This window comes from Streptomyces sp. NPDC094147 (genome assembly GCF_044764265.1).
Classification (GTDB): Bacteria; Actinomycetota; Actinomycetes; order Streptomycetales; family Streptomycetaceae; genus Streptomyces.
Genome location: NZ_JBIWHT010000007.1, coordinates 205,318 through 230,649, shown reverse-complemented (window position 1 = coordinate 230,649; position 25,332 = coordinate 205,318). Strand labels below are relative to the sequence as shown.

The 25,332-nt window shown below is 68.7% G+C and carries 27 protein-coding genes and 2 pseudogenes; 19 read left to right on the top strand and 10 right to left on the bottom strand.

From position 1 onward, the window contains the following. The first annotated feature begins 23 nt into the window (after positions 1–23). From ACIQ8J_RS14475 to rplI, 3 genes are read left to right on the top strand one after another with little or no spacing between them, the layout of a single operon-like run. Positions 24–608: a single-stranded DNA-binding protein gene (locus tag ACIQ8J_RS14475; protein ID WP_399048800.1), complete on the top strand. Its 585-nt coding sequence runs from the start codon at positions 24–26 to the stop codon at positions 606–608. A gap of 43 nt (positions 609–651) precedes the next feature. Beyond that, positions 652–888, top strand: coding sequence for a 30S ribosomal protein S18 (rpsR, locus tag ACIQ8J_RS14470; protein ID WP_005315025.1), 237 nt, complete (start codon positions 652–654; stop codon positions 886–888). An 18-nt stretch (positions 889–906) separates the two neighbouring features. Then, positions 907–1,353 (top strand): 50S ribosomal protein L9, encoded by a 447-nt coding sequence (gene rplI / locus ACIQ8J_RS14465; protein ID WP_114038679.1) that lies wholly within the window; start codon positions 907–909, stop codon positions 1,351–1,353. A gap of 142 nt (positions 1,354–1,495) precedes the next feature. Here the strand turns inward: rplI and ACIQ8J_RS14460 are convergent, their stop codons facing one another. Beyond that, positions 1,496–2,845 (bottom strand): MATE family efflux transporter, encoded by a 1,350-nt coding sequence (locus ACIQ8J_RS14460; protein WP_403269364.1) that lies wholly within the window; start codon positions 2,843–2,845, stop codon positions 1,496–1,498. A 423-nt stretch (positions 2,846–3,268) separates the two neighbouring features. On the opposite strand from ACIQ8J_RS14460, the gene dnaB reads away from it, so the two are divergent. The 9 genes and pseudogenes from dnaB to ACIQ8J_RS14415 all read left to right on the top strand — a co-directional run bounded on the left by dnaB (position 3,269) and on the right by ACIQ8J_RS14415 (position 13,274). Continuing rightward, positions 3,269–4,762: a replicative DNA helicase gene (dnaB, locus tag ACIQ8J_RS14455; protein WP_403269362.1), complete on the top strand. Its 1,494-nt coding sequence runs from the start codon at positions 3,269–3,271 to the stop codon at positions 4,760–4,762. 199 nt (positions 4,763–4,961) lie between these two features. Next, complete coding sequence (locus tag ACIQ8J_RS14450) at positions 4,962–5,681, top strand: TnsA-like heteromeric transposase endonuclease subunit (RefSeq protein ID WP_403269360.1); 720 nt, start codon at positions 4,962–4,964, stop codon at positions 5,679–5,681. Next, positions 5,678–7,804 (top strand): helix-turn-helix domain-containing protein, encoded by a 2,127-nt coding sequence (locus tag ACIQ8J_RS14445; protein WP_403269357.1) that lies wholly within the window; start codon positions 5,678–5,680, stop codon positions 7,802–7,804. The genes ACIQ8J_RS14450 and ACIQ8J_RS14445 overlap by 4 nt, the downstream gene beginning before the upstream one ends. Beyond that, positions 7,801–8,919 carry an AAA family ATPase gene (locus ACIQ8J_RS14440; protein WP_403269355.1) on the top strand — a complete coding sequence of 373 codons (1,119 nt, stop codon included), beginning with the start codon at positions 7,801–7,803 and terminating at the stop codon, positions 8,917–8,919. The genes ACIQ8J_RS14445 and ACIQ8J_RS14440 overlap by 4 nt, the downstream gene beginning before the upstream one ends. Beyond that, positions 8,916–9,146 (top strand): annotated as a pseudogene (locus tag ACIQ8J_RS14435) (hypothetical protein); the annotation flags it as partial. The gene ACIQ8J_RS14440 and the pseudogene ACIQ8J_RS14435, both read left to right, overlap by 4 nt. 95 nt (positions 9,147–9,241) lie before the next feature. Then, a pseudogene (locus ACIQ8J_RS14430) lies at positions 9,242–9,307 on the top strand (hypothetical protein); the annotation flags it as partial. A 147-nt stretch (positions 9,308–9,454) separates the two neighbouring features. Continuing rightward, complete coding sequence (locus tag ACIQ8J_RS14425) at positions 9,455–9,814, top strand: hypothetical protein (RefSeq protein WP_403269697.1); 360 nt, start codon at positions 9,455–9,457, stop codon at positions 9,812–9,814. Next, positions 9,811–11,571: a LysR family transcriptional regulator gene (locus tag ACIQ8J_RS14420; RefSeq protein WP_403269352.1), complete on the top strand. Its 1,761-nt coding sequence runs from the start codon at positions 9,811–9,813 to the stop codon at positions 11,569–11,571. The genes ACIQ8J_RS14425 and ACIQ8J_RS14420 overlap by 4 nt, the downstream gene beginning before the upstream one ends. Before the next feature lie 299 nt (positions 11,572–11,870). Next, positions 11,871–13,274 (top strand): serine hydrolase domain-containing protein, encoded by a 1,404-nt coding sequence (locus ACIQ8J_RS14415; RefSeq protein ID WP_403269349.1) that lies wholly within the window; start codon positions 11,871–11,873, stop codon positions 13,272–13,274. A 54-nt stretch (positions 13,275–13,328) separates the two neighbouring features. Here the strand turns inward: ACIQ8J_RS14415 and ACIQ8J_RS14410 are convergent, their stop codons facing one another. Together ACIQ8J_RS14410 and ACIQ8J_RS14405 are read right to left on the bottom strand one after the other, a co-directional pair. Then, positions 13,329–13,781: a GNAT family N-acetyltransferase gene (locus tag ACIQ8J_RS14410; RefSeq protein WP_403269346.1), complete on the bottom strand. Its 453-nt coding sequence runs from the start codon at positions 13,779–13,781 to the stop codon at positions 13,329–13,331. 26 nt (positions 13,782–13,807) lie between these two features. Then, the gene (locus tag ACIQ8J_RS14405; RefSeq protein WP_403269344.1) at positions 13,808–14,266 is read right to left on the bottom strand and encodes a MarR family winged helix-turn-helix transcriptional regulator; all 459 of its coding nucleotides are present in this window, start codon (positions 14,264–14,266) and stop codon (positions 13,808–13,810) included. Positions 14,267–14,402: 136 nt separating this feature from the next. Between ACIQ8J_RS14405 and ACIQ8J_RS14400 the strand changes: the two genes are divergently transcribed. Together ACIQ8J_RS14400 and ACIQ8J_RS14395 are read left to right on the top strand one after the other, a co-directional pair. Continuing rightward, positions 14,403–15,614 carry an MFS transporter gene (locus ACIQ8J_RS14400; RefSeq protein WP_403269342.1) on the top strand — a complete coding sequence of 404 codons (1,212 nt, stop codon included), beginning with the start codon at positions 14,403–14,405 and terminating at the stop codon, positions 15,612–15,614. Between the two features lie 35 nt (positions 15,615–15,649). Continuing rightward, the gene (locus tag ACIQ8J_RS14395) at positions 15,650–16,078 is read left to right on the top strand and encodes a heme-binding protein (protein ID WP_403269339.1); all 429 of its coding nucleotides are present in this window, start codon (positions 15,650–15,652) and stop codon (positions 16,076–16,078) included. 88 nt (positions 16,079–16,166) lie between these two features. Here ACIQ8J_RS14395 and ACIQ8J_RS14390 read toward each other — a convergent pair whose 3' ends face one another. Beyond that, the gene (locus ACIQ8J_RS14390) at positions 16,167–17,021 is read right to left on the bottom strand and encodes a GNAT family N-acetyltransferase (protein ID WP_403269336.1); all 855 of its coding nucleotides are present in this window, start codon (positions 17,019–17,021) and stop codon (positions 16,167–16,169) included. Between the two features lie 5 nt (positions 17,022–17,026). After that, positions 17,027–17,548 (bottom strand): DUF2269 domain-containing protein, encoded by a 522-nt coding sequence (locus ACIQ8J_RS14385; RefSeq protein ID WP_403269333.1) that lies wholly within the window; start codon positions 17,546–17,548, stop codon positions 17,027–17,029. Positions 17,549–17,679: 131 nt separating this feature from the next. On the opposite strand from ACIQ8J_RS14385, the gene ACIQ8J_RS14380 reads away from it, so the two are divergent. Beyond that, complete coding sequence (locus ACIQ8J_RS14380; RefSeq protein WP_403269331.1) at positions 17,680–18,315, top strand: HAD family hydrolase; 636 nt, start codon at positions 17,680–17,682, stop codon at positions 18,313–18,315. Positions 18,316–18,385: 70 nt separating this feature from the next. Here ACIQ8J_RS14380 and ACIQ8J_RS14375 read toward each other — a convergent pair whose 3' ends face one another. The 4 genes from ACIQ8J_RS14375 to ACIQ8J_RS14360 form a co-directional block, all read right to left on the bottom strand. After that, positions 18,386–18,868, bottom strand: a complete 483-nt coding sequence (locus ACIQ8J_RS14375; RefSeq protein WP_403269328.1) for an NUDIX domain-containing protein — start codon at positions 18,866–18,868, stop codon at positions 18,386–18,388. Between the two features lie 59 nt (positions 18,869–18,927). Further along, positions 18,928–19,824 carry a LysR family transcriptional regulator gene (locus ACIQ8J_RS14370; protein WP_403269325.1) on the bottom strand — a complete coding sequence of 299 codons (897 nt, stop codon included), beginning with the start codon at positions 19,822–19,824 and terminating at the stop codon, positions 18,928–18,930. 217 nt (positions 19,825–20,041) lie between these two features. Further along, positions 20,042–21,172, bottom strand: coding sequence for a cystathionine gamma-lyase (locus ACIQ8J_RS14365; protein WP_403269323.1), 1,131 nt, complete (start codon positions 21,170–21,172; stop codon positions 20,042–20,044). A 38-nt stretch (positions 21,173–21,210) separates the two neighbouring features. Then, positions 21,211–21,591: a phage holin family protein gene (locus ACIQ8J_RS14360; RefSeq protein ID WP_403269320.1), complete on the bottom strand. Its 381-nt coding sequence runs from the start codon at positions 21,589–21,591 to the stop codon at positions 21,211–21,213. 50 nt (positions 21,592–21,641) lie between these two features. Between ACIQ8J_RS14360 and ACIQ8J_RS14355 the strand changes: the two genes are divergently transcribed. The 4 genes from ACIQ8J_RS14355 to ACIQ8J_RS14340 all read left to right on the top strand — a co-directional run bounded on the left by ACIQ8J_RS14355 (position 21,642) and on the right by ACIQ8J_RS14340 (position 23,951). Beyond that, positions 21,642–21,959, top strand: a complete 318-nt coding sequence (locus ACIQ8J_RS14355; protein ID WP_399048776.1) for a cupin domain-containing protein — start codon at positions 21,642–21,644, stop codon at positions 21,957–21,959. A gap of 139 nt (positions 21,960–22,098) precedes the next feature. Next, the gene (locus ACIQ8J_RS14350; protein WP_403269316.1) at positions 22,099–22,320 is read left to right on the top strand and encodes a DUF5326 family protein; all 222 of its coding nucleotides are present in this window, start codon (positions 22,099–22,101) and stop codon (positions 22,318–22,320) included. A 320-nt stretch (positions 22,321–22,640) separates the two neighbouring features. Continuing rightward, the gene (locus ACIQ8J_RS14345) at positions 22,641–23,411 is read left to right on the top strand and encodes an IclR family transcriptional regulator (RefSeq protein ID WP_403269314.1); all 771 of its coding nucleotides are present in this window, start codon (positions 22,641–22,643) and stop codon (positions 23,409–23,411) included. A gap of 102 nt (positions 23,412–23,513) precedes the next feature. Beyond that, positions 23,514–23,951, top strand: coding sequence for an SsgA family sporulation/cell division regulator (locus tag ACIQ8J_RS14340; RefSeq protein ID WP_403269312.1), 438 nt, complete (start codon positions 23,514–23,516; stop codon positions 23,949–23,951). 11 nt (positions 23,952–23,962) lie between these two features. On the opposite strand, the gene ACIQ8J_RS14335 is transcribed toward ACIQ8J_RS14340, so the two are convergent. Beyond that, positions 23,963–25,309, bottom strand: a complete 1,347-nt coding sequence (locus tag ACIQ8J_RS14335) for a YibE/F family protein (RefSeq protein WP_403269309.1) — start codon at positions 25,307–25,309, stop codon at positions 23,963–23,965. Between the last annotated feature and the right edge of the window lie 23 nt (positions 25,310–25,332).

Here is a 25,332-nt window from a genome sequence, read left to right as displayed (position 1 = left end):
AATCCCCGCCGAGAGGTTCATCCATGGCAGGCGAGACCGTCATCACGGTCGTCGGCAATCTCGTCGACGACCCCGAGCTGCGCTTCACCCCCTCCGGTGCGGCCGTCGCGAAGTTCCGTGTCGCGTCCACTCCCCGCACCTTCGACCGTCAGACCAATGAGTGGAAGGACGGCGAGAGCCTGTTCCTGACCTGCTCGGTCTGGCGTCAGGCGGCGGAGAACGTCGCGGAGTCGCTTCAGCGAGGCATGCGCGTAGTCGTGCAGGGCCGGCTGAGGCAGCGGTCCTACGAGGACCGCGAGGGCGTCAAGCGCACGGTCTTCGAGCTGGACGTCGAGGAAGTCGGCCCCAGCCTCAAGAACGCCACGGCCAAGGTCACCAAGACCACCGGCCGAGGCGGCCAGGGCGGCTACGGCGGCGGAGGTCAGCAGCAGGGCGGTGGCAACTGGGGCGGAGCCCCCAGTGGCGGCCAGCAGGCCGGCGGCGGTGCCCCCGCCGACGACCCGTGGGCTTCCAGTGCACCGGCCGGTGGCGGACAGCCGCAGGGTGGCAGCGGTGGCGGCTGGGGCGGAAGCTCCGGCGGCGGCTACTCGGACGAGCCGCCCTTCTAGGGCAGCTCGTACTCCCACTTCTTGATCACACAGGAGAAACACCATGGCGAAGCCGCCTGTGCGCAAGCCTAAGAAGAAGGTCTGCGCTTTCTGCAAGGACAAGACCGCTTACGTGGACTACAAGGACACGAACATGCTGCGGAAGTTCATTTCCGACCGCGGCAAGATCCGTGCCCGCCGCGTGACCGGCAACTGCACGCAGCACCAGCGTGACGTCGCCACGGCCGTCAAGAACAGCCGTGAGATGGCGCTGCTGCCCTACACGTCCACCGCGCGATAAGGGAAGGGTGACCGAATAATGAAGATCATCCTCACCCACGAGGTCTCTGGCCTCGGCACTGCCGGCGACGTCGTTGACGTCAAGGACGGCTACGCTCGCAACTACCTGGTCCCGCGTGGTTTCGCGATCCGCTGGACCAAGGGTGGCGAGAAGGATGTCGCGCAGATTCGTCGTGCGCGCAAGATCCACGAGATCGCGACCATCGAGCAGGCCAACGAGGTCAAGGCTCAGCTCGAGGGCGTGAAGGTGCGTCTGGCTGTTCGCTCCGGCGACGCCGGCCGTCTCTTCGGCTCCGTCACCCAGGCCGACGTCGCTGCGGCGATCAAGGCTGCCGGTGGCCCGGACGTGGACAAGCGCCGCGTCGAGCTCGGTGCGCCGATCAAGACCCTGGGTGCCCACCAGGTGTCCGTGCGTCTGCACGCCGACGTTGTCGCGAAGCTTGGCGTCGAGGTCATCGCCGCCTAAGCGCAGCACAGCACAGAAAGGGCCGCACCCTCCAGGGTGCGGCCCTTTCGCTGTGTTTCACGTGAAACGGAGACCTTGTGTCTCACCCTGCTTGGCCGTTTCACGTGAAACACAGCGCCGGCGCGTTTCGCGTGAAACACGGTCAGCGTGTCGCACCGGTGACCAGCCAGCGGCCGGAGCGGGCTCGGAATGCCAGGGTTAGCATCCGGACCGTCATCATCAGGGCCATGGCCCACCAGAGCGCGGTCAGCCCGCCGCCAAGCGTCGGAACCAGGAGCGCCACCGGAGCGAAGACGACCAGCGTCAGCAGCATCGCGCGGGCCAGATAAGGGCCGTCGCCGGCGCCCATCAGCACGCCGTCGAGTATGAACACCACTCCGGCGAGCGGCTGGGTGAGGGCGACCACCAGCAGGGCGGGCAGCAGGGTGTCCTGGACGGTCCGGTCGCTGGTGAAGAGCGGGATGAAGGCGGGCCGGGCGGCCACGACAAGCACGCCGAGCACCACCCCGAAGGCGATGCCCCACTCCACCATGCGGCGACAGGCCTGCTTGGCTCCTGCCGCGTCGCCGGCGCCGAGATAGCGGCCGATGATCGCCTGTCCCGCGATGGCGATCGCGTCGAGGGCGAAGGCCATCAGATTCCACAGGGACAGGATGATCTGGTGAGCGGCGATGTCGGCGTCGCCCAGGCGGGCGGCGACCGCAGTGGCGATCATCAGGACAGACCGGAGCGAGAGCGTGCGGACCAGGAGCGGCACGCCCGCCTGTGCGCTGTTCCTGATGCCCGCCGTGTCGGGCCGCAGCGAGGCCCCGTGTCGTCGGGCCCCGCGCACGACCACCGTCAGATAGACGGTGGCCATGCCGAACTGGGCGATGACGGTGCCCCATGCCGATCCCGCGATGCCGAGCCCGGCACCGTAGACGAGCCCCATATTGAGCACGCCGTTGACCGTGAAGCCGCCGATGGCGACGTACAGGGGTGTCCTGGTGTTCTGGAGCCCGCGCAGCACGCCGGTGGCGGCGAGCACCACGAGCATGGCCGGGATGCCGAGGGCGGAGATCCGGAGATAGGTGACGGCGTACGGCGCCGCGGTGTCCGAGGCGCCGAAGACCCCGACGAGCCAGGGAGCGGCGGGCAGTACGGTGGCCACGACGACGGCGCCCAGGAGCAGGGCCAGCCAGATGCCGTCCATGCCCTGACGGATCGCGGCCCGCAGGTCGCCTGCGCCCACCCGGCGGGAGACCGCAGCGGTGGTGGCGTACGCGAGGAAGACGAAGATGCTCACGGCAGTGGTGAGCAGAGGGGCGGCAATACCCAAACCGGCCAGTTGCGGGGTGCCGAGGTGGCCCACGATCGCGCTGTCCGCCATCACGAAGAGCGGCTCGGCGACGAGAGCTCCGAAGGCGGGAACGGCCAGGGACACGATCTCGCGATCGTGTAGACGTCGGGACTGCCGCCGGTCGTTCTCCGGCGTCGCGGGGGCCAGTGTCATGCGCTCAATCTAATCTTCCACAGGTAATAGATGCAATGCATCTATGATCCTTACCTCGAAGGTGAGGGCCGGTTCTTGCGCGGGTCGTTTGCCGCGATCTTGAGCCAGTCGGGAAAGTTTTTCTCCCCCACAGCCGGTGGACGGAGAAAGCCCAGGTCAGGCCGGTGATGGGTGAGAGGCTATGACTTTGTCCACAGTGCTGTCCCCCGGTCCGTGCACAGGTTCCGGAGACTTCTCCACAGCATCCGGTCGTTCGTCCACATGCCCTGTGGATAACCAGATTGGCTGACGCCGCTCGCGGGCCTAACGTGGTCCGGCGCCCGACGCGCCGGAACCGGAGTCGGGCTTCTCGTTTTGTCAGTGTCGTGCCGTAGAAAGAGTGGCACGGCTAGGTCCGCGGAGCGGACGGGAGGAGGTGGCCCGGTGAGCATTCCCGAGCCGTTGGACGAGCCCTGGGCCGAGACCGGTCCAAGTGACCGTCTGCCTGTTTCCCGCCAGCGCGGTGACAGTGAGAGCCGCGGTCGCGGTCGTGGCAGGGGCCGCGACGACCAGCACGACCGGGGCCAGGACGACTGGGACGGACCTTCCTCCGGCTTCGAGCGGGTGCCCCCGCAGGACATCGACGCCGAGCAGTCCGTCCTCGGCGGCATGCTGCTCTCCAAGGACGCCATCGCGGACGTCGTGGAGATCATCAAGGGCCACGACTTCTACAAGCCCGCGCACGAGACCGTCTACACGGCGATCCTCGACCTCTACGCCAAGGGCGAACCGGCCGACCCCATCACGGTCGCCGCCGAACTGGTCAAGCGCGGCGAGATCACCCGGGTCGGCGGTGCGTCGTATCTGCACACGCTGGTCCAGTCGGTGCCGACCGCGGCCAACGCCTCGTACTACGCGGAGATCGTCCACGAGCGAGCGGTGCTCCGCAGGCTTGTCGAGGCGGGCACCAAGATCACGCAGATGGGATACGCGGCCGACGGCGACGTCGATGACATCGTCAACTCCGCGCAGGCCGAGATCTACGCGGTCACCGAGCAGCGCACCAGCGAGGACTATCTGCCGCTCGGCGACATCATGGAGGGCGCGCTCGACGAGATCGAGGCGATCGGCTCGCGCAGCGGCGAAATGACCGGTGTCCCCACCGGATTCACCGATTTCGACTCGCTCACCAACGGGCTGCACCCCGGCCAGATGGTCGTCATCGCCGCCCGTCCTGCCATGGGTAAGTCCACGCTGGCCCTGGACTTCGCGCGGGCCTGTTCCATCAAGCACAACCTGCCGAGCGTGATCTTCTCGCTCGAAATGGGGCGCAACGAGATCGCGATGCGTCTGCTCTCGGCCGAGGCCAGGGTCGCCCTCCACCACATGCGCTCCGGCACCATGACCGACGAGGACTGGACAAGGCTGGCCCGCCGCATGCCGGACGTCTCCCAGGCTCCGCTCTACATCGACGACTCCCCGAACCTGTCGATGATGGAAATCCGGGCCAAGTGCCGCCGCCTGAAGCAGCGCAACGACCTCCGCCTCGTCGTCATCGACTATCTCCAGCTGATGCAGTCCGGCGGTTCGAAGCGCGCCGAGAGCCGGCAGCAGGAAGTCTCGGACATGTCGCGAAACCTGAAGCTCCTGGCGAAGGAGCTACAGCTGCCGGTGATCGCCCTCTCACAGCTGAACCGTGGCCCCGAGCAGCGCACGGACAAGAAGCCGATGGTCTCCGACCTGCGTGAATCCGGCTCCATCGAGCAGGACGCGGACATGGTCATCCTGCTGCACCGTGAGGACGCGTACGAGAAGGAGTCGCCCCGCGCGGGAGAGGCGGACCTGATCGTGGCCAAGCACCGTAACGGCCCGACCGCGACGATCACGGTCGCCTTCCAGGGCCACTACTCGCGCTTCGTGGACATGGCGCAGACCTGATCCCATGGGCTGTAGGTTCTCAAAAACTGCGCCATATTCTCAGAGCTGACTGCATATCAGGCCCATTTATGGCGTTGTGCTGAGATGTGCAGTTCAGTGTGTTCACCCTTTTGGGTGGTGGGGGCCGGTTCGGTCTCCCTACCTTTGCCGGGGACGGGCACGGTGGTTCGACAGGCATCACCCAGGTTGGGGGTACGCCGTGGACGGTACCGCCGTAGCAGTCAGCGTTCGCTTTCAAAACGGCAAGAGCGGCGAGGACCTGTCCTGGGCGGATGTATCCGTCGACTTGCTGGGTTCGGCTGCTCCGTGGCGAACGTTCCGTTGGTACCGAGGTCAGAAGTACTACTCCGGCACGTACTGGTCGGCGACGATGCAGGACCACGTGATCTACGAGTCGCGGCTGGAGCTGGCCCGATTGCTATTCGCCGACTTCGATCCTTCTGTACACGGCATCGTGGCCCAGCCGTTCCTGATGAAGGCCGTGGTGGCAGGGAAGGCCCGCAAGCACATTCCGGACTACCTACTGATCACCGATCAAGGGCCTGTGGTGGTGGACGTCAAGCCGCATCGGCGGCTGTCCCGGCCCGAGGTGATATTCACCTTCGACTGGACCCGGCGGGTGGTGGAGTCTCGGGGGTGGCAATACGAGGTCTGGAGCGAACCTCCGGCGGCGGAGCTGGAGAACATCCGCTTTCTGGCCGGCTACCGGCGTAGCTGGCTGTTCTGCTCAGAGGTTCTCGACGAACTCCGCCGGGCTGATCTTGACGGCATCTCGTTGGGCGACGCGATCCAGCGGCTGTCCGATCGGCCGGAGCCTTATGTTCGAGCCGCGATCTATCACCTTCTGTGGATTCATGACCTGCGGACGGAACTCAGGCAACCGCTGGACACTTCACGAGTGTTGAGGCAGGCAGCATGAGTGGCGCCGGAGCCCGGGTGGGAGTCGGTACGTGCTTCCGCTACGACGGGGAGACCGTCGAAGTAGTGGAGATGGCCGCGACTACGGCGGGCAACGAGGTAGTTCTCAAAGACGGCCGCGGACGGCTTCTCCGGTTGTCCTTGAGAGAGCTCTTGTTCTCCGACCGGGCAGACGTGATCCCCGATCAGCCCGGTCCGGCGGCTGATGATGCTGAGGAAATTGCCTCGGTAGTGCTGGATCAGCTACAGCAGGTCGACCGACATCACGTTCTCGAACGCGCTGAGCACGTCCGGGAGTTGTTGACGGGTTTCCGCTCTGGCAGCCCTGAGCTGGTGCGCGAGGGAGAACCCCGTCTGGACTATGCGCCCGGCGGGCCGGTGGAGCCCAAATACGCTGCCAAAGCGGTGGAACTCGGGGTTCATGTCCGCACCGTCAAGCAGTGGGTTGCCGACTTCCGACGGCACGGCGAGGCCGGACTGGTTGCGAAGAAGAAGCGGCCTGGCGGTGCGGCAGCAGGGGCCGACGAGCGGTGGGTGGAGACTGCGCTGGATGTGATGGTCGAGCACACTGGGGAGTCGAAGCCCTCGCGCAAGCTGGTGATCGAGCGCACCCGAGCGCGTGTCATCGCCCGTCATGGCCCTGATGCGGTTCGCCTGCCAAGCCAGGCGACGGCCTACCGGATTTTGTCGGAGCTGGAGCGGAGGCATCCGCTGTTCCGGCTGAGTACAAAGCGGAACCGGGACATCGCCGACCGCCCGCAGGGGCCCTACGGGAAGCTGCGGCCGACGCGGCCGGGCGAGTACCTGCTGATGGACACGACGCGGCTGGACGTGTTCGCGTTCGACCCGTTGACTCTCAAGTGGGTGCAGGCCGAGCTGAGCGTCGGGATGGACTGGTACACCCGCTGCATCACCGGGGTCAGGGTGACCCCGGTGTCCACGAAGGCCGTGGATGTCGCGGCGGTGCTCTTCGAGTCCTTCCGGCCCCGACCGTTCGGTCGGGACTGGTCGCGCGGGGCGGTGTGGCCCGAGCACGGCATCCCGCGCACTGCACTGGTCGATGTCGCCGTCGAGGGGATCGGTCTGGCCTCACCGCCGATCGTGCCGGAGACCCTGGTGGTTGACCACGGCAAGGTCTACGTCTCGGCGCATTTGACCAGCGTCTGCCGCCGGATGGGCATCTCGATTCAACCGGCCCGGCTGCGAACGGGCCGGGACAAGGGGCCGGTGGAGCGGTATTTCCGCACCCTGCGCGAAGACCTGTTGCAAGCGCTGCCCGGCTACAAGGGCCCCGATATCCACTCCCGCGGCGAGAGCCCGGAGGACGACGCGTTCTTCTTCCTCGACGAGTTGGAGGAGATCATCCGGGAGTGGACGGCGACCAAGTATCACTGTCGGCCGCATTCGAGCCTGATCGATCCGGGCCTGCCGGGGCTGCGGATGTCTCCGGCCCAGATGTTCGAGCACGGCATGGCCCGCGCCGGCTACATAGAGGTTCCCCGGGACCGCGATCTGGCCTTCGAGTTCCTGCCCACGCAGTGGCGCACGATCCAGCACTACGGTGTCGAGATCGGCCGCCGCCGCTACAGCGGGCCGGGACTGCCCGACGTCGGCATCCGCAGCCCCTACGACGGGCCGGTGAGGAACGGCTGGCCGTTCCAGGTGGACCCGGATGACATCACCCGGATCTACTTCCGCGATCCCGCCACCCGTGGCTGGCACACCCTGGCCTGGGAGCACGCGCCGTCGGCGCGGATGCCGCTGAGCGAGGACGCGTTGGCGTTCGCCCGGAAGCTGGCCGCCGCGAAATACCGCTATCCCGACGACCGGCTCGCCGTCGCTGATCTGCTGGAACGCTGGAATCTCGGGCTGGGCACCACGCTCGCCGAGCGGCGCATGGCCCTGCGGCTCTCCCGCGAGCAGGCCGCGATCGAACTCCCGGCGACCGAGGTGGAGACGGTCGTCTCGCTTCCGTCCGTACGCAAAGCCCTGGGGCAGGACGACGAGCCGGTGGAGTGCGAAGCGCCGGAGCCGGTGGTCGAGATGGGCGATGACGACGAAGCCGATCTGGAGGATCTCGCTGAGGAGAACGACTTCTACGCGGACGCCCTGGAGGACGTGTGAGTACGGCCAGTCTGCCGGCTCTGGGCAACCTGGCGCTGTCGCGCAAGGAGGACTTCAAGGCGTTTGCCAAGGCCCCGCGTCGCACCCAGCCCGAGACGCTGTCCCGGGCCCATCTGAAGGCACTGGGCGAGGAAGCGAGAGCCGAGTACGACCTGCGGCGACGGGAATGGCATGCGAACATCGGCCCGCTCAAGACCCCGCAACTGGCCGAGTTGCACGAGGACTTGTGGGACATCGTCGACAGTAATCTGCAGGACGGCGACAAGGCTAAAGGGGCCGTGGCCATCGACGCCTTCCCCGGCCTGGGCAAGACCACCTCGGCCCTCGCGTTCGCCCGCGAGTTCTACCGCAGGGAGGTCGCCGAGCGGGGAGAGTTCACTGACCAGGGGCACGAGCGACTTCCGGTCTGCCGGGTCGGCCTGACCGGGAACACCGGCATGAAGGACCTCAACCGGGCCCTGCTGGAGTTCTTCGGCCACCCCGGCCGCAACCGCGGGACCACCGCCCAGTTCGGCCAGCGGGCCCTGGACTGCGTGCTGTCCTGCGAGGTCCGCCTCCTTGCCCTCGACGACCTGCACTTCCTGAAGTGGAACCAGCGCAACGGCATCGAGGTCAGCAACCACCTGAAATGGATCGCGAACGAGTTCCCCGTGACCTTGGTGATGATCGGCGTCGGACTCGCGGCGAAGGGCCTGTTCAGCGAAGGCGACGCCAGAGGCGGGCCGGCACTGGCGCAGACCGGGCGCCGCACCACCCGCCTGGGCATGCGACCCTTCACGATCGACTCCGAGGCGGGCCGCTGGGAATGGCGGCAAATGCTGCTGGCCCTCGAACAACGCGTGGTCCTCGCTGGCAAGCACCCCGGCATGCTCGCGGACGACCTCTCCGACTACCTCTTCGCCCGCAGCACCGGCCACATCGGGTCCCTGATGACACTGGTCAACCGTGGCTGCCAGCGAGCCGTCCGCAGTGGCACCGAACGTCTGGACCGTGACCTGCTCGACCAGGTGAGGAACGACGAGGCATCCGAAGCGGCCCGCAGAGAGCTCGAAGCCGCCCTGGAATCAAGGAGGTTGACTAGCGGACCCCGATCAGGCCGGGGGAAAGCGGCATGAGGGCGAGCGTCCGGACACTCCCGGTCCGACTGCCGCCGCTTCCGGGAGAAGCCCTCGATTCCTGGCTGGAGGCACTCGCCCACCGGCTGGACACCCCGCTGGGTGATGTCCTGCGGCACTTCGGATTCCCTGCCAGGGCCCGCAGCGGGAACCATCTGCGGGGCATCCCTGCGGACTGGACGATCCTGCTGAGCGAACCGGAGACCGAGGCCATCGTGCACGCGAGCGGACTCGCCCCGCAGACGGTCACCGGCATGACCCTGGCCCACCACGACCAGCGGCCCTCCGCATCAATTTCGAGGGCCGGTACGTCAACCGCTGGGTGCTCTGGGGCCGGGGCAGCGGTTCCCGGTTCTGCCCCGACTGCCTCACGGACAACGGCGGCCGCTGGCAGTTGTCCTGGCGACTGGGCTGGTCGTTCGCCTGCCTTCACCACAACCGGCTCCTGGCCGACTGCTGTCCCGGCTGCGGTCGCATCCCGCGGTTGCGGCCCCGCTCCGGCCGTGTCGTTCCCCGCCCTGGACACTGCGGCAACATGCCCATGAGCGAGGGCGGCCCGTATTCCGGCGGCTGCGGCTTCGATCTTTCACAGACCCGTACGCTTTCGCTGCCCGCACGGCATCCGGCACTGGCCGCCCAAGCCCAGCTGATGGACATCATCACCTCGGGAACAGCCGCCTTCGGCTCCTACGAGCCCAGTCCCCAGCCCGCGCAGATGGCGCTTGCCGACATCCGGGCCCTCGGCGGACGCGTGCTGGCGGACCTGCCAGCCCACATCATCGCGGACCTGGTCCCGCCGGACCTGACCGGCCCTCACTTCACCGCCGAGCCGGTTCCCGACTCGCTCTCCGGGCGGCTGACCGGCCAGGTTTCATGGCCCCGCCGCGAGCCGTGAGCACCGCCGTCGCGGTGACCATCGCCCTGCACGTCCTCGGGCAGCGCGATGTCCACCAGGCCGGGACCGTGATGCGTGACCTGCTGGAAGCGATGCGCGAGGAGCTCTGGCAGGTCAGCGCCACCAGCATCGCCAGCTGGGGGCGCGGCCAGAGTCCCGTCCTGGGCGCGGTCTATCTCGCAGCCCTTGGCCCGTCGCTCCGGCCCAGCGAACAGCTCCGTTACCGCATCCCCACCGCCATGCCCCGGCTCCCGGCGAAGACGGTCCGGGAGATCACACACCGGGCCCGGAAGATCCCCAGCATGTTCTGGCCCTCCTGGGCGGTTCGCCTCACCCCGCCCGACGGCGTCTATCCCCGCATCCTCGCCCCCGTCCTGGCGGCCGCCCTGCTGGTCGTCGACGGCAAGACCCGCCTTGAAGATGCCGGCGAACACCTCGGCGCGGTCACCGACGGCATCGACATCTCCCGCATCCTGCAACTGCTGGACAACCAGCCCCGCTGGCCTGACATGGTCACCGCGCTGATCCGGCTGGCCGAGCACCTCGACGCCACCGATATCCCCATCGACTATCAGCGGCGCCGCCGCCTGGACTACTCCGAACTGCTGCCGCACGAGCACTGGCAGGAGATCTGCCGCCGCACCGGCACACCACCAGGCACCGGCCGCCGCGAGCGAGCGGTCCGCTGCCAGCTGTTCCAGCGCATCAGCGGCCTTCCTGCCGAAGGCGCCCCTGGCCACCTCAGCGTCAAGGAAGCCCAGTTCCGGGCGGAAGCTGTCCGCTTCGCCACCATCCAGACCCCGGAACTGGCCCAGGCGTTGGCCGATGAAGCCCTCGCCTTCCTTGCCGCACATCGCGTCCATGACGAGCCGGTGACCTGGAAACCGCCCGTCACCCTGCTGGCCGGCCTTGATCTGCCTGGACCCGATCCCGCCCTGATCGACGTTGGCCTGCTGCACCAGCTCGTCCGGCAGCCCACGCACTCGGTTCAGTACGCCGCCGAGACCCTCCACACCAGCATCGAGGCTGTCCGGTTCGTGCTGGACGAGCAGCCGGCGCCCGCACCGCCACTGACGAAGACTGCGGCTAAAGCCACGGGTCATGTCCGTTTCAAAGCCCGTCAGGCAGTCCCGAAAGAAGCCTTCGTCCGCCTCTATCTCGACGAACACCGCTCTCTCCAGCAGATAACCGTCCTCACTGGCTTCTCCCGCGGAACCCTGACCCGACTCGCGCAGGAGTACGGCATCCCCCTCCGTGACGGCCCCCAGGACTACAAACGTCGCGGAACCATCGAACGGGAATGGCTCATCGAGCAGTACGTCGTCCGTCGGCGAACCCTGCCGGACCTCGCCCGCGAGACGGGCATGAGCACCGCGAACATGGCCCGCTGGGCCCACACCCACAACGTCCCCCTCCGCCCTCGCGGCGGAGCCAGCCACCACACCGCTCTCCGCACCGCCGACGAGGCCGATGCTTTCCCCGCCGTCCTTCGCAAGGCCCTGGCCAGTCCCTACGGATGGCAGCGGCTTTCACGCTTCCTGGAAGCCCGGTCCTACCCCACCCTCACCGAAGCAGCCCGAGACCTCGGCATCCACCACTCGGCCTTGGTGATTCAGATCAATCGCCTCGAAGCGGACCTCGGACAGCCCCTCTTTGAACGAGCCGAGCGCGGCAGGGCCATGAAACTGACCCGATTCGGGAAACGCGTCTCCTCCGCCGCCCAGAAGATCCCGGCTGAGGAAATGACACGCCGCTGAGACGGAACATCCCGGCCAAGCCGTGAGACAACCGGAAAACCTCAGGTCACAGCGTCGGGATATGTCACAAGCCGCGAGATCCTACACGGGCTGCCGCCCCGGCGTCGGCCATGTGGGGCGGGGCGGCTTGCGGCGAGCTGGTGGTCGCAGCAGCGCAGGGCTGACAGCAACAGGCGCAGCTTCTGCGTGAACAGGACGAGTCGGAGAAGGTTGCCCGGACCGCACTCCTCGCCCACGAGGCTGCTCCGTAAGGTGAAAAACGGTCGACTGGACGCAGGTGCCCGGATAGACCTTGTTCCATGACTTCATCCAGTTCGCCCGCAGCACCGTCGCCCTTCGAAGAGCTGCTTCCGAGTACGCGACGAGCCCTTCTCCACCGCATCGCCGTCGCCCAGTCCACCGAGCGGGCCCCCTCGCTCGTCGCGGCCGTGGTGCGGGACGGGCAGATGGTCTGGTCTGGTTCGCGCACCTCGGTCGACGGCCACGGACCCGACGCGAACGTCCAGTACCGCATCGGTTCCATCACCAAAACATTCACCGCCGTTCTGGTGCTGCGGCTGCGCGACGAGGGGCTGCTTGACCTCGACGACCCGCTGGAGAAGCACCTCCCCGGCACGGAAGCGGGCGGGGCCACCATCGCCCAACTCCTCGCGCACACAGCCGGGTTGGCTGCGGAGACGCCGGCTCCTTGGTGGGAGCGGACGCCGGGCAGCCAGCGCCCCGAGCTGGCCGATGTGTTGGGCGAGCAGTCGCAGCTGCATCCCGCGGGCCGGCTGCACCACTACTCCAACCCGGGCTATACGCTGCTCGGCTCGCTGGTGGAGGCGGTACGAGGAGTGCCGTGGGAGGAGGCCCTGCGCGCCGAGATTCTTGAACCGCTGGGCCTGGACCGTACGAGTACGCAGCCGGTGCACCCCCATGCCGGTGGCTGGGCGGTGCACCCGTGGGCCGATGTACTGCTTCCCGAGCCGTCCGAAGACCTCGGCCTGATGGCTCCCGCCGGCCAGCTCTGGTCGACCGCCGCGGACCTCTGCAGCTTCGCGGCCTTCCTCGCCGGGGGAGACGACCGGGTACTGAGTGCCGAGTCCGTGGCGCAGATGCGCACCCCATCCGCGCCCCCGCAGGCGGGAGACCGGGAAGGGGGTTACGGGTTGGGCGTACAGCTTGCCCATCACAACGGGCGCGATATCGCCGGGCATACGGGCTCGCTGCCCGGGTTCGTCGCGGGTCTGTGGGTGAGCGTGGCGGACGGGGTGGCCGCTGTCGCCCTCGCCAATGCGACGTCGGGCCCGAAGTGCGGCACGCTGGCCTCCGACCTCGTGCGGATCGTGGCCGAGGCCGAGCCGCGCTTCCCCGAGCCCTGGCGCCCGCTTCCCGAGGTCGATGGGGAGCTCTTGGGGCTCACGGGGCCCTGGTACTGGGGCACTCAGCCCTACGGCCTGAGGCTGACCACCGACCGAGGCGTGGCACTGGAGCCGCTCCGGGGCACCGGTCGGGCCTCCGGCTTCAAGGCCGCACCCGATGGCACCTGGACCGGCCTCGACGGCTACTACCAAGGGGAGACGCTTCGTGTGGTGCGGCGGCCGGACGGCTCGGTGAGCCACCTCGACCTCGGGTCCTTCGTATTCACACGCGAGCCGTACGGGCCCGAGGCGACGGCGGTGCCCGGTGGTGTGGATCCCGACGGCTGGCGCGGGATCTGACGTTTCACGTGAAACGGTCCATGCCACGGCCTGTGTTTCACGTGAAACATAGACTTACAGAGGCTTCTTGAATCCCACGTGCGAGGCCTCGAACCCCAGCCGCTCGTAGAAGCGGTGGGCATCGGTACGGGTGACGTCCGATGTCAGCTGAACCAACTGGCAGCCCTGGCGCCCGGATTCGTCGACGGCCCATTCGATGAGCCGGGTGCCGAGGCCGCTGCCACGTTCGTCGCCGTGGATGCGTACGCCCTCGATGATCGACCGGGTCGCTCCGCGCCGCGACAGCCCGGGGATGATCGTGAGCTGGAGCGTGCCGACAATCCGGCCGCCACGATCGGCGACCACCAAGTGCTGGTTCGGATCGCTCGCAAGGCGGTCGAAGGCGCTGCGGTAGGGCGCGAGGTCGTCGGGCGACTCGCGCTGTGCGCCCAGCGGATCGTCCGCGAGCATGGCCACGATCGCAGGGATGTCCTCGGGCGCAGCGGGCCTGATGTCAAGATCGCTCATGGCCCCGGATCGTACGCCCGGCTGTCTCAGGCAGGGACGTGGAGGGCCTCGACGGCATGGACCAGCGGGGCCAGCTCCGGGCTCTTCGCCGCTTCGTCGAGCGCCTCACGCAGGGCCCTGTCGTTGGTCGGCCGGGCCTCGGCGAGCAGGGCGAGCCCGGACTCGGTGACATCGGTGTAGATGCCGCGCCGGTCGGTGTCGCAGAGATAGCGGGTCAGCAGGCCGCGGTCTTCGAGCCGGGTGACGAGCCGGGTCGTGGCCGACTGGCTGAGCACGACGGCGTCGGCCACCTGCTTCATCTGGAGATGACCGCCCGGCCCGTTGTGCTGGCGGCTGAGGACGTCGAGGAGTGAGTACTCGCGCACGCTGAGGCCGTGGCCGGACTGCAGCGCGCGCTCGATGTGGGTGTCGATCTTGCCGTGCAGCAGGGAGAGCGCGCACCAGCCCTGGGCGAGGGCGGTGAGTGCGGGTTCCGTCGCGGTCATGCGTGTGTCCTCCGTCCGGAGCGGCTTGTCACCAGGATAGGCGACGCGTGCAATAGCCCGCGCTTGCAATTAGTAGGCGTCTGCAATTATTGTGTACGCCCGTAAGGCGCTCACGCAATCTTTGGAAGGGACTCCCATGCCACTCGCGCTCCTAGCCCTGGCCATCGGGGCGTTCGGTATCGGCACCACCGAATTCGTGATCATGGGGCTCCTCCCCGAGGTCGCCGGGACTTTCGATGTAGCCATCCCCACCGCCGGATACCTGGTCAGCGGCTATGCGCTCGGCGTGGTGCTCGGCGCTCCGCTGATGACGGTCCTGGGTACGAAGATCCCCCGCAAGCGGATGCTGATGGTCTTGATGGGCCTCTTCGTCGTCGGCAATGTCGTCTCCGCCGTCGCACCCAGCTTCGGGCTGATGCTCGCTGGACGGATCGTCGCCTCCCTCGCGCACGGCGCGTTCTTCGGGATCGGCTCGGTCGTCGCGGCCGACCTGGTCGCCCCCGAGAAGAAGGCCGGAGCGATCGCGATGATGTTCACCGGCCTGACCGTCGCCAATGTCGTCGGTGTGCCGGCCGGCACACTCATCGGCCAGCAGGTCGGCTGGCGCACGACGTTCTTCGTCGTCGCCGCGCTCGGGGTGCTGGGCCTGCTCGGCATCGCCAAGCTCGTACCGGACATGCCGAAGGCCGAGGGCGTACGGCTGCGGCATGAGATCGCCGCGTTCCGGAACGTGCAGGTGCTGCTCGCGATGGCGATGACGGTGCTCGGCTTCGGCGGAGTGTTCGCCGCGATCACCTATGTCACTCCGATGATGACCGATGTCGCCGGGTACGCCGACACCTCTGTCACCTGGCTGCTCGTCCTCTTCGGCCTCGGGATGGTCGCCGGAAATCTCATCGGCGGCCGGTTCGCGGACCGCGCGCTGATGCCGCTGCTGTACGTGTCGCTGTCCGGGCTCGCCCTGGCCCTGGCGTTGTTCACGGTGGCCGCCCATGACAAGGCCGCGTCGGCCGTCATGGTCTTCCTGATCGGGGCGCTGGGCTTCGCGACCGTGCCTCCATTGCAGAAGCGCGTACTTGACCAGGCCGCGGGCGCACCCACCTTGGCGTCCGCCGTCAACATCGGCGCCTTCAACCTCGGCAATGCGCTCTCCGCCTGGCTCGGCGGCCTCGTCATCGCGGCCGGGCTCGGCTACACCGCTCCGAACTGGGTCGGTGCCGCGCTCGCCGCGTCCGCCCTCGTGCTGGCCCTCGTCTCCAGCGGGCTTGAGCGGCATACGCGTGAGGGCAGCCGGATCGTCGCGGGCGCCGGCCCCGAGCCGGTCCGCGCCACAGCCTCCCACCACTGAATCAACTGCACTGTCCCGTCAAGGAGTTACCCCTCATGAGCACCGCCCTCGCTGTCTCCCCGCTCACCACCCAGGACGCCGAAGCCCTCATCGAAGCGGCCCGCTCCGCCGCCGAGACGGCCGGAGTCGCCGTCGCGGTCACCGTCCTCGACGCGGGCGGCCATCTGCTCGCCTTCCGCCGGGACGACCGGGCCGTACTGATCGCGGGCGAGACCAGCACGCGCAAGGCGTACACGGCACTTCAACTGAACGCCCCCACCGCCGACTTGGTGGACGCCGTCCAGCCGGGCGGCCTGTTCCACACCCTGCCGACGGCGCTCGACCGCCCGTTGCTCTTCATTGCGGGCGGTGTGCCCGTCCACCGCGAAGGCCGCCTGATCGGTGCGATCGGCGTGGGTGGCGGCGCCCCCGACCAGGATCACGGGTTCGCGAACGCGGCCGTGGAGGCCTTGCCCCGGCGCTGATTACCCGAGTGTCCGCACCCAAGTGCCCGCACAATCACGGCACATGGGGCGGACACTCACGGTGTTGTGGAGTTCTTCAGCAGCGCGGTCAGCCCGCAGCCACCGTCAGAGGTGCGAAGCGGCGCGTCCAGTCGCCGGGAAGAGCCGGGATGCCGTGCGTCATCACCGCGTTGAAACCGACCGACTCCACACCGGAAGCCTTCAGCCAGTTCAGCAGAGTCTCATGGCGTACATCCACATCCGTGCGCAGCGGGCGGTCCGTGCCGGCCGCGAGGGAGGCGACGAGAGCCTTCGCCGTCTCCGTGTCTCGGGCGATCAGCGGGCCCACCACATGGGTGTTCATATTGGGCCAGGCGGCCGCGAACCCGGTGAGCCCGGCCGAGTCCTCGGAGACGCGCAGCTGGTCGGCGAAGGCCGGCAGGCGGGCGATCAGGTGGGTGCGGTCCTGGCCGAAGACCTCGGCGTCGAGCCGGAGGATCCTCGGCAGGTCCTCGGCGGTCGCCGGACGGGTCGCCACCGTGGGTGCCGGACCCGATGGCCGGAAGTGCCCCCGGACCATCTCGGCCCGCCCGGTCGTCTCGAAGCCCAGCTCTTCGTACAGCGGGCGCCCGTACGGCGTGGCGTGCAGGGTGAGCGGAGTGCCCTCCAGCTGCCGCAGGACGTGGTTCATCAGGCGGCGTCCGATGCCCTGGCGGGCAAAGCGTTCGGCCACCAGGACCATGCCGATGGCCGCGAGGCCCGGACCGTAAGAGGTGATGACACAGGCGGTGACCAGGCCCTTTCCGTCCGGCGCGTCGATCCCGTAGCCGGTGCCCGCTGCGAGCAGGAATCCCCACTTGTGCTCCTCGCGCGGCCAGCCCCGGTCCTCGGAGAGGTCGGCGCAGGCGGTGAGGTCTTCGGTGGTCAGACGGCGAATGGGGAGCTCGGCGAGCGGTGAGGGCATGAGGGTCAGATTGTCTGACGCACGGGCACGGCGTCCACCACTTTCCGGCTCTCCGCACGGTGCCTCCGGCCACGCCTGGTCAGTCCCCACGGCTTGAGCACCGAGATCGCCGTCATGAAGAAGTACGCGCTGGAGGAGACGACCGGCGCGGCGACCAGGCTGGTGTCGGGCACACCGGCAGCGACCGCGCTGTTGATTTCGGGCCGCAGCAAGAAGGCCGACAGGGAAAGCGTGATCAAGGTCAGCCAGAACTTGATCCAGACCCAGCGATGCCGGGCGAGGCCCCAGCGGGTGCCCAGCGACAGCACTACTCCGGTGCTCAGGGTGACGAGAGCGATGGGCACCACCAACCAGTCACCGAACACCTTCATGGAGCGGTACGCGGCCCCCATCATGGCGGCGGAGTCCGTGGTGTACGCGGTGACACCGAGCGCGAGCAGCCCAAGAGTGAGGCCCAGCCAGCTCACCGAGACCGCGACATGGGCCACCAGCCAGCCCCGGCGGGCTGGCCGGCTCAGATGTTTCACGTGAAACGGCGTGCGGCGCGGGCGGGCTGATGCGGGGTGAGAGGGATGTTTCACGTGAAACACGGTGCCGGTGAACGCCCCCGCAGGGCGTCCGACAGGGGGAGTAACCCCACGTACTAGCCTCGGCGTACATGGCCAGACTTCACCTCTTCGACCTGGACGGAACGCTCATACGGGGGTCCGCCGCACCGATCGAGATATCCCGGCAGCTCGGACTGCTCAGCGAGATCGGCGAGCTGGAGCGGGAGCTGGCCACCGCACGGATCGGGCCGCCCGAGTACGCGGTGCGTGTACACGCCCTGTGGTCCGGGCTCACCGAGCTGCATGTGGCGACGGCATTCGCGACCGCTCCCTGGCTCGCCGGGATCCGGGACGTCTGGCGGGAGATCCGCGAACGGGGCGACTACTGCGCCGTCATCTCGCTCTCCCCGTCCTTCTTCGTGGAGCGGCTCCTGAACTGGGGCGCCCATGCCGCCCACGGCTCCCTCTTCCCTGAGGTGCCCTTCACCCGGCCCGTGGATCCGGCAGGGATCCTCAGCCCGGCCGCCAAGGTGACCGTCATGGGCCGGCTGTGCGCCGAGTTCGGTGTCGGCCCCGGGGATTGCGTGGCGTACGGGGACTCGATGTCCGACGTGGAGCTCTTCGCGGCGGTGCCCGTGTCCGTAGCGGTGAACGCGGACCGCCATCTCGCGGGGCGGGCCACCCACACCTACAGCGGTGGCGACCTCCGAGAGGCCTATGCCCTGGTCCAGGCCGGGGGAGCCTGACGGGAAAGCCGGGCCGGACACGCGGAGTCCCGGCGGGATGCGTACGGCACCCTGCTCGCTGTGGTCCCGGCTACCCCAGATCGGGGGCGTGCATCGCCCGCACGCCCTCGATGTTGCCGTCCAGGTAGTGCCTGAGGGACAGCGGCACGAGGTGGACCGAGGCGATTCCGACCCGGGTGAAGGGGATCCGGACGATCTCGTACTCCCCGCACGGCTCCTCGATCTCGGGGCCGTGCCGCAGCGAGGGATCCATGGAGTCGAGCCGGCAGACGAAGAAGTGCTGCACCTTCACCCCGGTCGCTCCGCCGTCGGCGCCGATGTGCTCGACGGTGTCGACGAAGCAGGGCACCACGTCGGTGATCTTCGCGCCGAGTTCCTCGTGCACCTCGCGGTGAAGGGCTTCGACGACGGTGGGGTCCTCGGGTTCGACGCCGCCACCGGGGGTGAGCCAGTACGGATCCATGCCGGGCTTGGTTCGCTTGATCAGGATCAGGTCGTCACCGTCAAGCAGAACGGCTCGTGCGGTGCGCTTGACCACTGGACGTACGGTCATGGGAGAAATGTGGCCCGAAGGGACGCCTGCGAAACTCACCCGGGCTCCCCCGCCGCCTGTCAGCTCCAGTCGGCCGCGGCGCGCAGCAGCCATTCCTGCGCCCGCGCGATGTGGGGCAGCCCGAGTGTGCCGGTGCGTATCGCGAGGAAGTACGTGCGCAGCGGCGGCACCGGAGGGTCGAGGAGCGCCACCACCGCGCCCTGCTCCAGGGCCGTCTCGCACAGATACCGCGGCAGTACGGCGAGGCCCGCGCCGGCCGCCACCGCCGCGAGGACCGCCCGCAGGTCCGGGGCGACGACCGTGCCCGCGGCAGCCGGTTTGGCGTCGAACACCGACGCCCAGTAGCGCGTCACCAGCGGCAGCGACTCATGGACCTCCACCACCGGGATGGGCTCCAGGGCACGGGGCCCGTCGCGTCGGAGCGCGGCGGGGCCGAGCCGCGCCGCCCAGCGCACCCCCGCGACCAGTACGTGCTCCTCGTCGCACAGCGGTGTCGCGGTCAGCAGCCGGCCGCGCGGCCGGGCGGTGGCGATGGCCAGATCGTGGTGGCCGGCGGCCAGGCCTTCCAGGGTGTCCTCGGCACTGCCGAAGGAGGCCCGCAGCGCCAGGCCCTGCGGGATGAGGCGAGCGAGTGCGGGCAGGGCGCGCAGCGAGGTGAACTCCGGCGGCCCGGCCAGATGCAGGGTCCGCAGGCCCGCTTCCCCGGCGAGACCGGACTCGGTGATCTCGACCAGGGCGTCCAGATGCGGCGCGGCCCGCTGGGCCAGCTCGTCGCCGACGGTCGTCGGGGTCACCCCGCGCGCCTGGCGGAGGAAGAGGGGGCGGCCCAACTGCCGCTCCAGAGTGCGGATCTGGCTGGTCACCGCGGGCTGCGAGAGCCCGAGCAGCGCCGCGGCCCGGGTGAAGGAACCGGCCCGGTGCACGGCGACGAACGTACGCAGCAGGGCGAGGTCCATGCTGCCCTCCCGTCCTGAACTGCCTTACGACGTCCCCGACCGGATCCAACTATAAATATGTCGATAGGTCGCTGTCGCTCCTGTGATTGGACACTGACGCAGAGTCAACTAGCCTTGTCCGGGCGGTTCTTCGCGCGCGGGAACCGGGACGGTCCGAGCCATGAGGGGGGAGGCTCGGACCGTCCGTCTTACGTAGTGGATGTGCTGCCCACCGGAGTCATCCGGCGGAACCTGCCTGGTCGAGGGCGTGTTCCACATCCGCGATCAGGTCGGCGGCGTCCTCGGCGCCGACCGAGAAGCGGATGAAGCCCTCCGCGACCGCGTCGCCGCCCCAGCGGCCGCGCCGCTCGGCCGTGGACCGCACCCCGCCGAAGCTGGTGGCGTCGTCGACCAGGCGGAGCGATTCCAGGAACCGTTCGGCGAAGCCGCGGTCCGGCAGGTCGAAGGAGACGACGCAGCCGAAGCGCCGCATCTGCGACGAGGCCAGGCGGTACGACGGGTCGGACGGCAGACCCGGATAGCGCAGCCCCGTGACCTCGCCGCGCTTGCCCAGTGCCTCGGCGAGCGCCAGCGCGTTCGCCGACTGCCGGTCGGCGCGCAGCTGCAGGGTGGCAAGGGAGCGGTGCGCCAGCCACGCCTCCATCGGGCCCGGGATCGCCCCGACGACCTTGCGCCACGTACGGACCCGCGCGGCGAGGTTTGGATCGCGGCACACCACATAGCCGAGCAGAACGTCGCCGTGCCCGGTCAGGCCCTTGGTGCCGCTGGCGACCGCGAAGTCCGCGCCGAGTTCGAGAGGCCGCTGCCCGAGCGGTGTGGCCAGGGTGTTGTCGACCGCGACGAGGGCGCCCGACTCATGGGCGGCCCGCGCCAGTCGGCGTACGTCGCACACATCGAGGCCCGGATTGGAGGGCGTCTCGATCCACAGCAGCTTCGCGCCGTCCAGGACGGCCAGTTGGGCATCGCCCGCGGTCGGCGCGGTGCGCACCTCGATGCCGTACGCCTCCAACTGCTCGCGCACCAGCGGCAGCGCCTGATAGCCGTCGTCCGGCAGGACCACCGCGTCACCGGAGCGCGCCTGGGAGAGCAGCACGGCCGAGACCGCAGCCATCCCGGAGGCGAAGACGACCGCTTCGGCCGTCTCGTCGGGGGACTCCAGCTCGGCGATGGCCCGCTCCAGGTGCGTCCACGTCGGGTTGGTGTCGCGGCCGTAGGTGTACGGGCCCGCCGCCTCGCCGGGCAGATGGAAGTGGGCGGCGAACACCGGCCCGGGGAGGGCCGGTTCGTACGCCACGGGCTCCGGTAGACCGGCCCGCACCGCCCGTGTGCCGTCACCGGGATTCGTCATGCCGCACGCTCCGCGGCGCAGGAGGGGGTGGCCAAGGCTCAGTCCTTGTCGTCGGGCAGGACGATGTGCATCGCCCAGGACACGATCGAGATGATCAGGGCACCGAGCACGGCGGTCCAGAAGCCCTCGACGTGGAAGCTGAGGTTGAGCCGTCCGGCCAGCCAGGAGGTCAGCAGCAGCATCAACGCGTTGATCACCAGCGTGATCAGGCCGAGCGTGAGGATGAAGAGCGGGAAGGAGAGGAACTTCACCACGGGCTTGACGATGAAGTTCACCACGCCGAACAGCAGCGCGACCAGAACCAGCGTCAGGGCCTTCTTGCCGGTGCTGTCGCCGGTCAGGGTGATGTTGTTGACCAGCCAGATGGCCACCGCAAGGGCCGCCGCGTTGGCGATCGTCTTGACTACGAAATTCTTCATGTGTCTGATCGTGGCAGACCGGATCGGCACGAGTGCAGGGGCAGAGGGCGATGAAAGAATTCCGGCTCGACGAGTTGGAGGCGGAACGGGCCGCCAACGACGGCGCGTATCTGCAGTTTCTGCGCGAGCGGAACATGTCGGTGGGGTTGTACGCCCTCGACGCGGGCGCGCACGACCCGCAGTCCCCGCACGCCCAGGACGAGGTCTACTTCGTGGTGAGCGGCCGTGCCTCGATCACCGTGGGGCTGGAGACGACGCAGGTCGCGCGGGGCAGCGTGGTCTATGTGCCGGCCGGGGTGGCGCACAAGTTCCACCACATCGCCGAGGACCTCAGGGTTCTGGTGGTCTTCTCTCCGCCGGAAAGCTGAGGGTCGCCCCCGATTCTCCCTAGGGGTTCGGTCAGGGGAGTTCAAGGGCTGCGAGGGCCCCGCGCGGCACCCCTTCGCCCCTAGCATCGAGAGTGTCGAAAGCACACAACTCGTGAAACGAACGGAAAGAGGTTGGACGATGGCCGCACGGGAGATCTTCGCGGGGATGCCCTGGTGGGTGAAGTGGGTCGCCGTGCCCGTCATCGCCCTGTTCGTGTTCGGCGGGCTGATCGCGAGCGTGGTCGGCTTCCTGTTCGGGCTGCTCTTCAAGGTCCTGGTCTTCGTGGCCCTGGTCGGCGGCCTGATCTACGTCGTACGGAGGTTCATGTCCTCCTCGTCCTCCTCACGCGGGGACTGGTAGCGGAGCCGGGCGGAACCTGAGGTTCCGCCCGGTGGCCGTACCGGGTCCGACCGGGCGCCGGGTCGATCCCGGCAAGCGGTGACCAGTGCGCTCGGGGATTAGCCCGGCCGGGGGAACGGACCTGTGCAAACCCCCTTCCGCCCGGGGGTCGGCCGTTAGAGTGGCCAAGCCTCTGCCGCCCCCTTGGGAATCACGGGTCCCGACCGCACACGACCGCCGGGCCGACCGGCCCGTGCCGCCGTCCACGGGACCGCGGCGGGCGCGCGGGGGCGGCCCCCGCGGGCGGGCGTGGTGCCCGTCAGGACGCCTGGGGGTGACCTGTGGCCACGGCTTCGAATGCCGCTGTCCCTACCCTGATCGGCTCGGTCCAGCGGGCCCTGCGCCTGTTGGAAGCAGCCGGTTCGCACATGGACGGCGCCCCGGCCAAGCAACTGGCGCGAGAGGCCGGACTGCCGCTTCCCACCGCGTACCACCTGCTGCGGACCCTGACCCACGAGGGCTATTTGCGACGCGAGAACGGGGTGTTCGTCCTCGGCGCGGCGGCCGAGCGGCTGGCGCACGGCGGCGCGCTGCAGAATCGTCGCATCAAGATCGCCGATTCGCTGGTCCACTGGCGGGATTCCATTGGGGTGCCCGTCTACTTCGCGGTCTACCGCGAGGGTGAGATCGAGGTCGCCGGGGTTGCCGACACGCCCGCCGTGCCCGCCGTCGAGGAGTGGGCCGACTTCCGCGAGACGGGGCACGCCCACGCGATCGGGCAGTGCCTGCTGAGCCAGCTCGACGACCGTATGCGTGAGGAGTACCTCGACCGCCACCCGGTCCAGTCGATCACGCCCTACACCGTGCGGGACCGGCGTGCCCTGCTGGACCGGCTGACGGCTACGGAGCGTATGCGGCCCGTGATCGAACGGCAGGAGTACGCGATGGGCACCGTCTGCGCCGCCATCCCCATCACCGCCGGTTCCAGCGCCGCGACCCTGGCCATTTCCATGCCCCTCCACCAGGAAGAACGGCTGCTGCCCGCGATCGAGCAGCTACGGGGCGAAGTGGGGAGCCTGCTCAGTTCGCTCGCGTTCTCTATCAGTATCTGAAAACTCACTCCTTGTGATCTGTTAGCGCTTACAGCACGATGGCGTCAAGAGGGCCATGGGGGATCAATCCCGGCCAGTTTCAGCTAAAGCGGGGTACGTGTGATGCGTGGGTCGGTTGAGGCAGAAGTGATGATGAGCTTCCTCGTCTCCGAGGAGCTTTCCTTTCGGATCCCGGTGGAGCTGACGTACGAGGCGGCGGACCCGTATGCGGTGCGGATGACCTTCCACCTTCCCGGCGACACGCCTGTCACCTGGGCTTTCGGTCGCGAGCTGTTGCTCGACGGCATCAATGGGCCGACCGGGGACGGTGATGTGCGGATCGAGCCCACCGATGCGCAGGAGCTCTCCGATGTGCGCATCCGGCTCCAGGTGGGCACCGACCGGGCCATGTTCCGGGCCGGCGCCGCACCCCTGGTGGCCTTCCTCGACCGCACCGACAGGCTCGTACCCCTGGGGCAGGAGCGGACGCTCGGTGACTTCGACGGGCATCTGGAGGACGCGCTCGGCCGCATCCTCGCCGAGGAGCAGAACGCCGGCTGACCCGGAGCCCGCTACTTCTTGCGGCGGTGGCCGCCCCCACTGCGTACCGGACTCGGCCGTGCGGCGGTGCGAGCGTTGGAGGCCGGGCGGTCGGCGGACACCACCAGGGCGGCCAGCGCGGTGGTCACCGGCACCGAGGCGACGAGTCCGATCGACCCGACCAGCGTGCGGACCACCTCCTCGGCGACCAGTTCGCTGTTGGCCACCGTGCCCACACTGCTCTGCGCGATCGAGAACAGCAGCAGCAGGGGCAGCGCCGCGCCCGCGTACGCGAGGACCAGAGTGTTGACCACCGAGGCGATGTGGTCGCGGCCGATCCGGATGCCCGCCCGGTACAGACCGCGCGGGCCCATCGTCGGATTCGCCTCGTGCAGCTCCCAGACCGCCGAGGTCTGGGTGACCGTCACATCGTCGAGCACGCCCAGCGAGCCGATGATGACGCCGGCGAGCAGCAGGCCCGACATGTCGATGTTCGGGTAGAGGCCGTGGATCAGACCGGTGTTGTCGTCGGTGTTGCCGGTGAGCGAGGCCCAGCCGATGAAGACCGAGCCGAGCAGGCCGATCAGGATCAGCGAGACGAGAGTGCCGAGGACGGCGACGGAGGTGCGGGCCGAGAGGCCGTGGCACATGTAGAGCGCGATCAGCATGATGGCGCTCGCTCCGACCACGGCGACTAGCAGCGGATTGGAGCCCTGCAGGACCGCCGGCAGGATGAACAGGGTCAGCACCGCGAACGAGACCACCAGTGCCACCAGTGCCATCACCCCGCGCAGCCGGCCGACGACCACGACCGCCAGCGCGAAGATCCCGGCCAGCAGTGCCATCGGCACCCTGCGGTTCACATCGGTCACCGAATACTGCAGGTCATGGGGCGCGTCGGGGGCGTACGCCACGATCACGCCCTCGCCCTGGTGCAGTTGACGGGGTGAGTCGGGCTGGACGATCTCGGTGAAGGTGCGGCCCTTCTCCTTGCCCGAGGTGACCTCGACGGTCGCCTTCCCGCACAGGCCCTGCTGGGCACGCCTGGCCTGCTGGCCCTCGGCGGTGGAGGTGTCGCCGTTCGACGGGGTCTGACCGGCATTGACCGTCTTGCAGTCCACCTTGTCCACTTTGATGACTTTGGCCTGCTGGGTCTGGCGGTCGAAGCCGACGCCGGTGCGCTGGTGCGGCGGAGCGCCGCCCGGCCAGAGCACCACGAGACCCACAACTACCGCTGCGGAGAAAGGAATCAGCACAGCGGCGATGACTTTGCGGAGGTGCTTCGACACGGGCGCGGCGGGGCCGTGGCCGTGCGAGTGGCCGTGCCCGTGGCCGTGTCCGCTCGGCTGGTGCGGAAGGTGCGGTTCTGGTGAGGTCACCGCCCGATCATCGCAAGAACGGA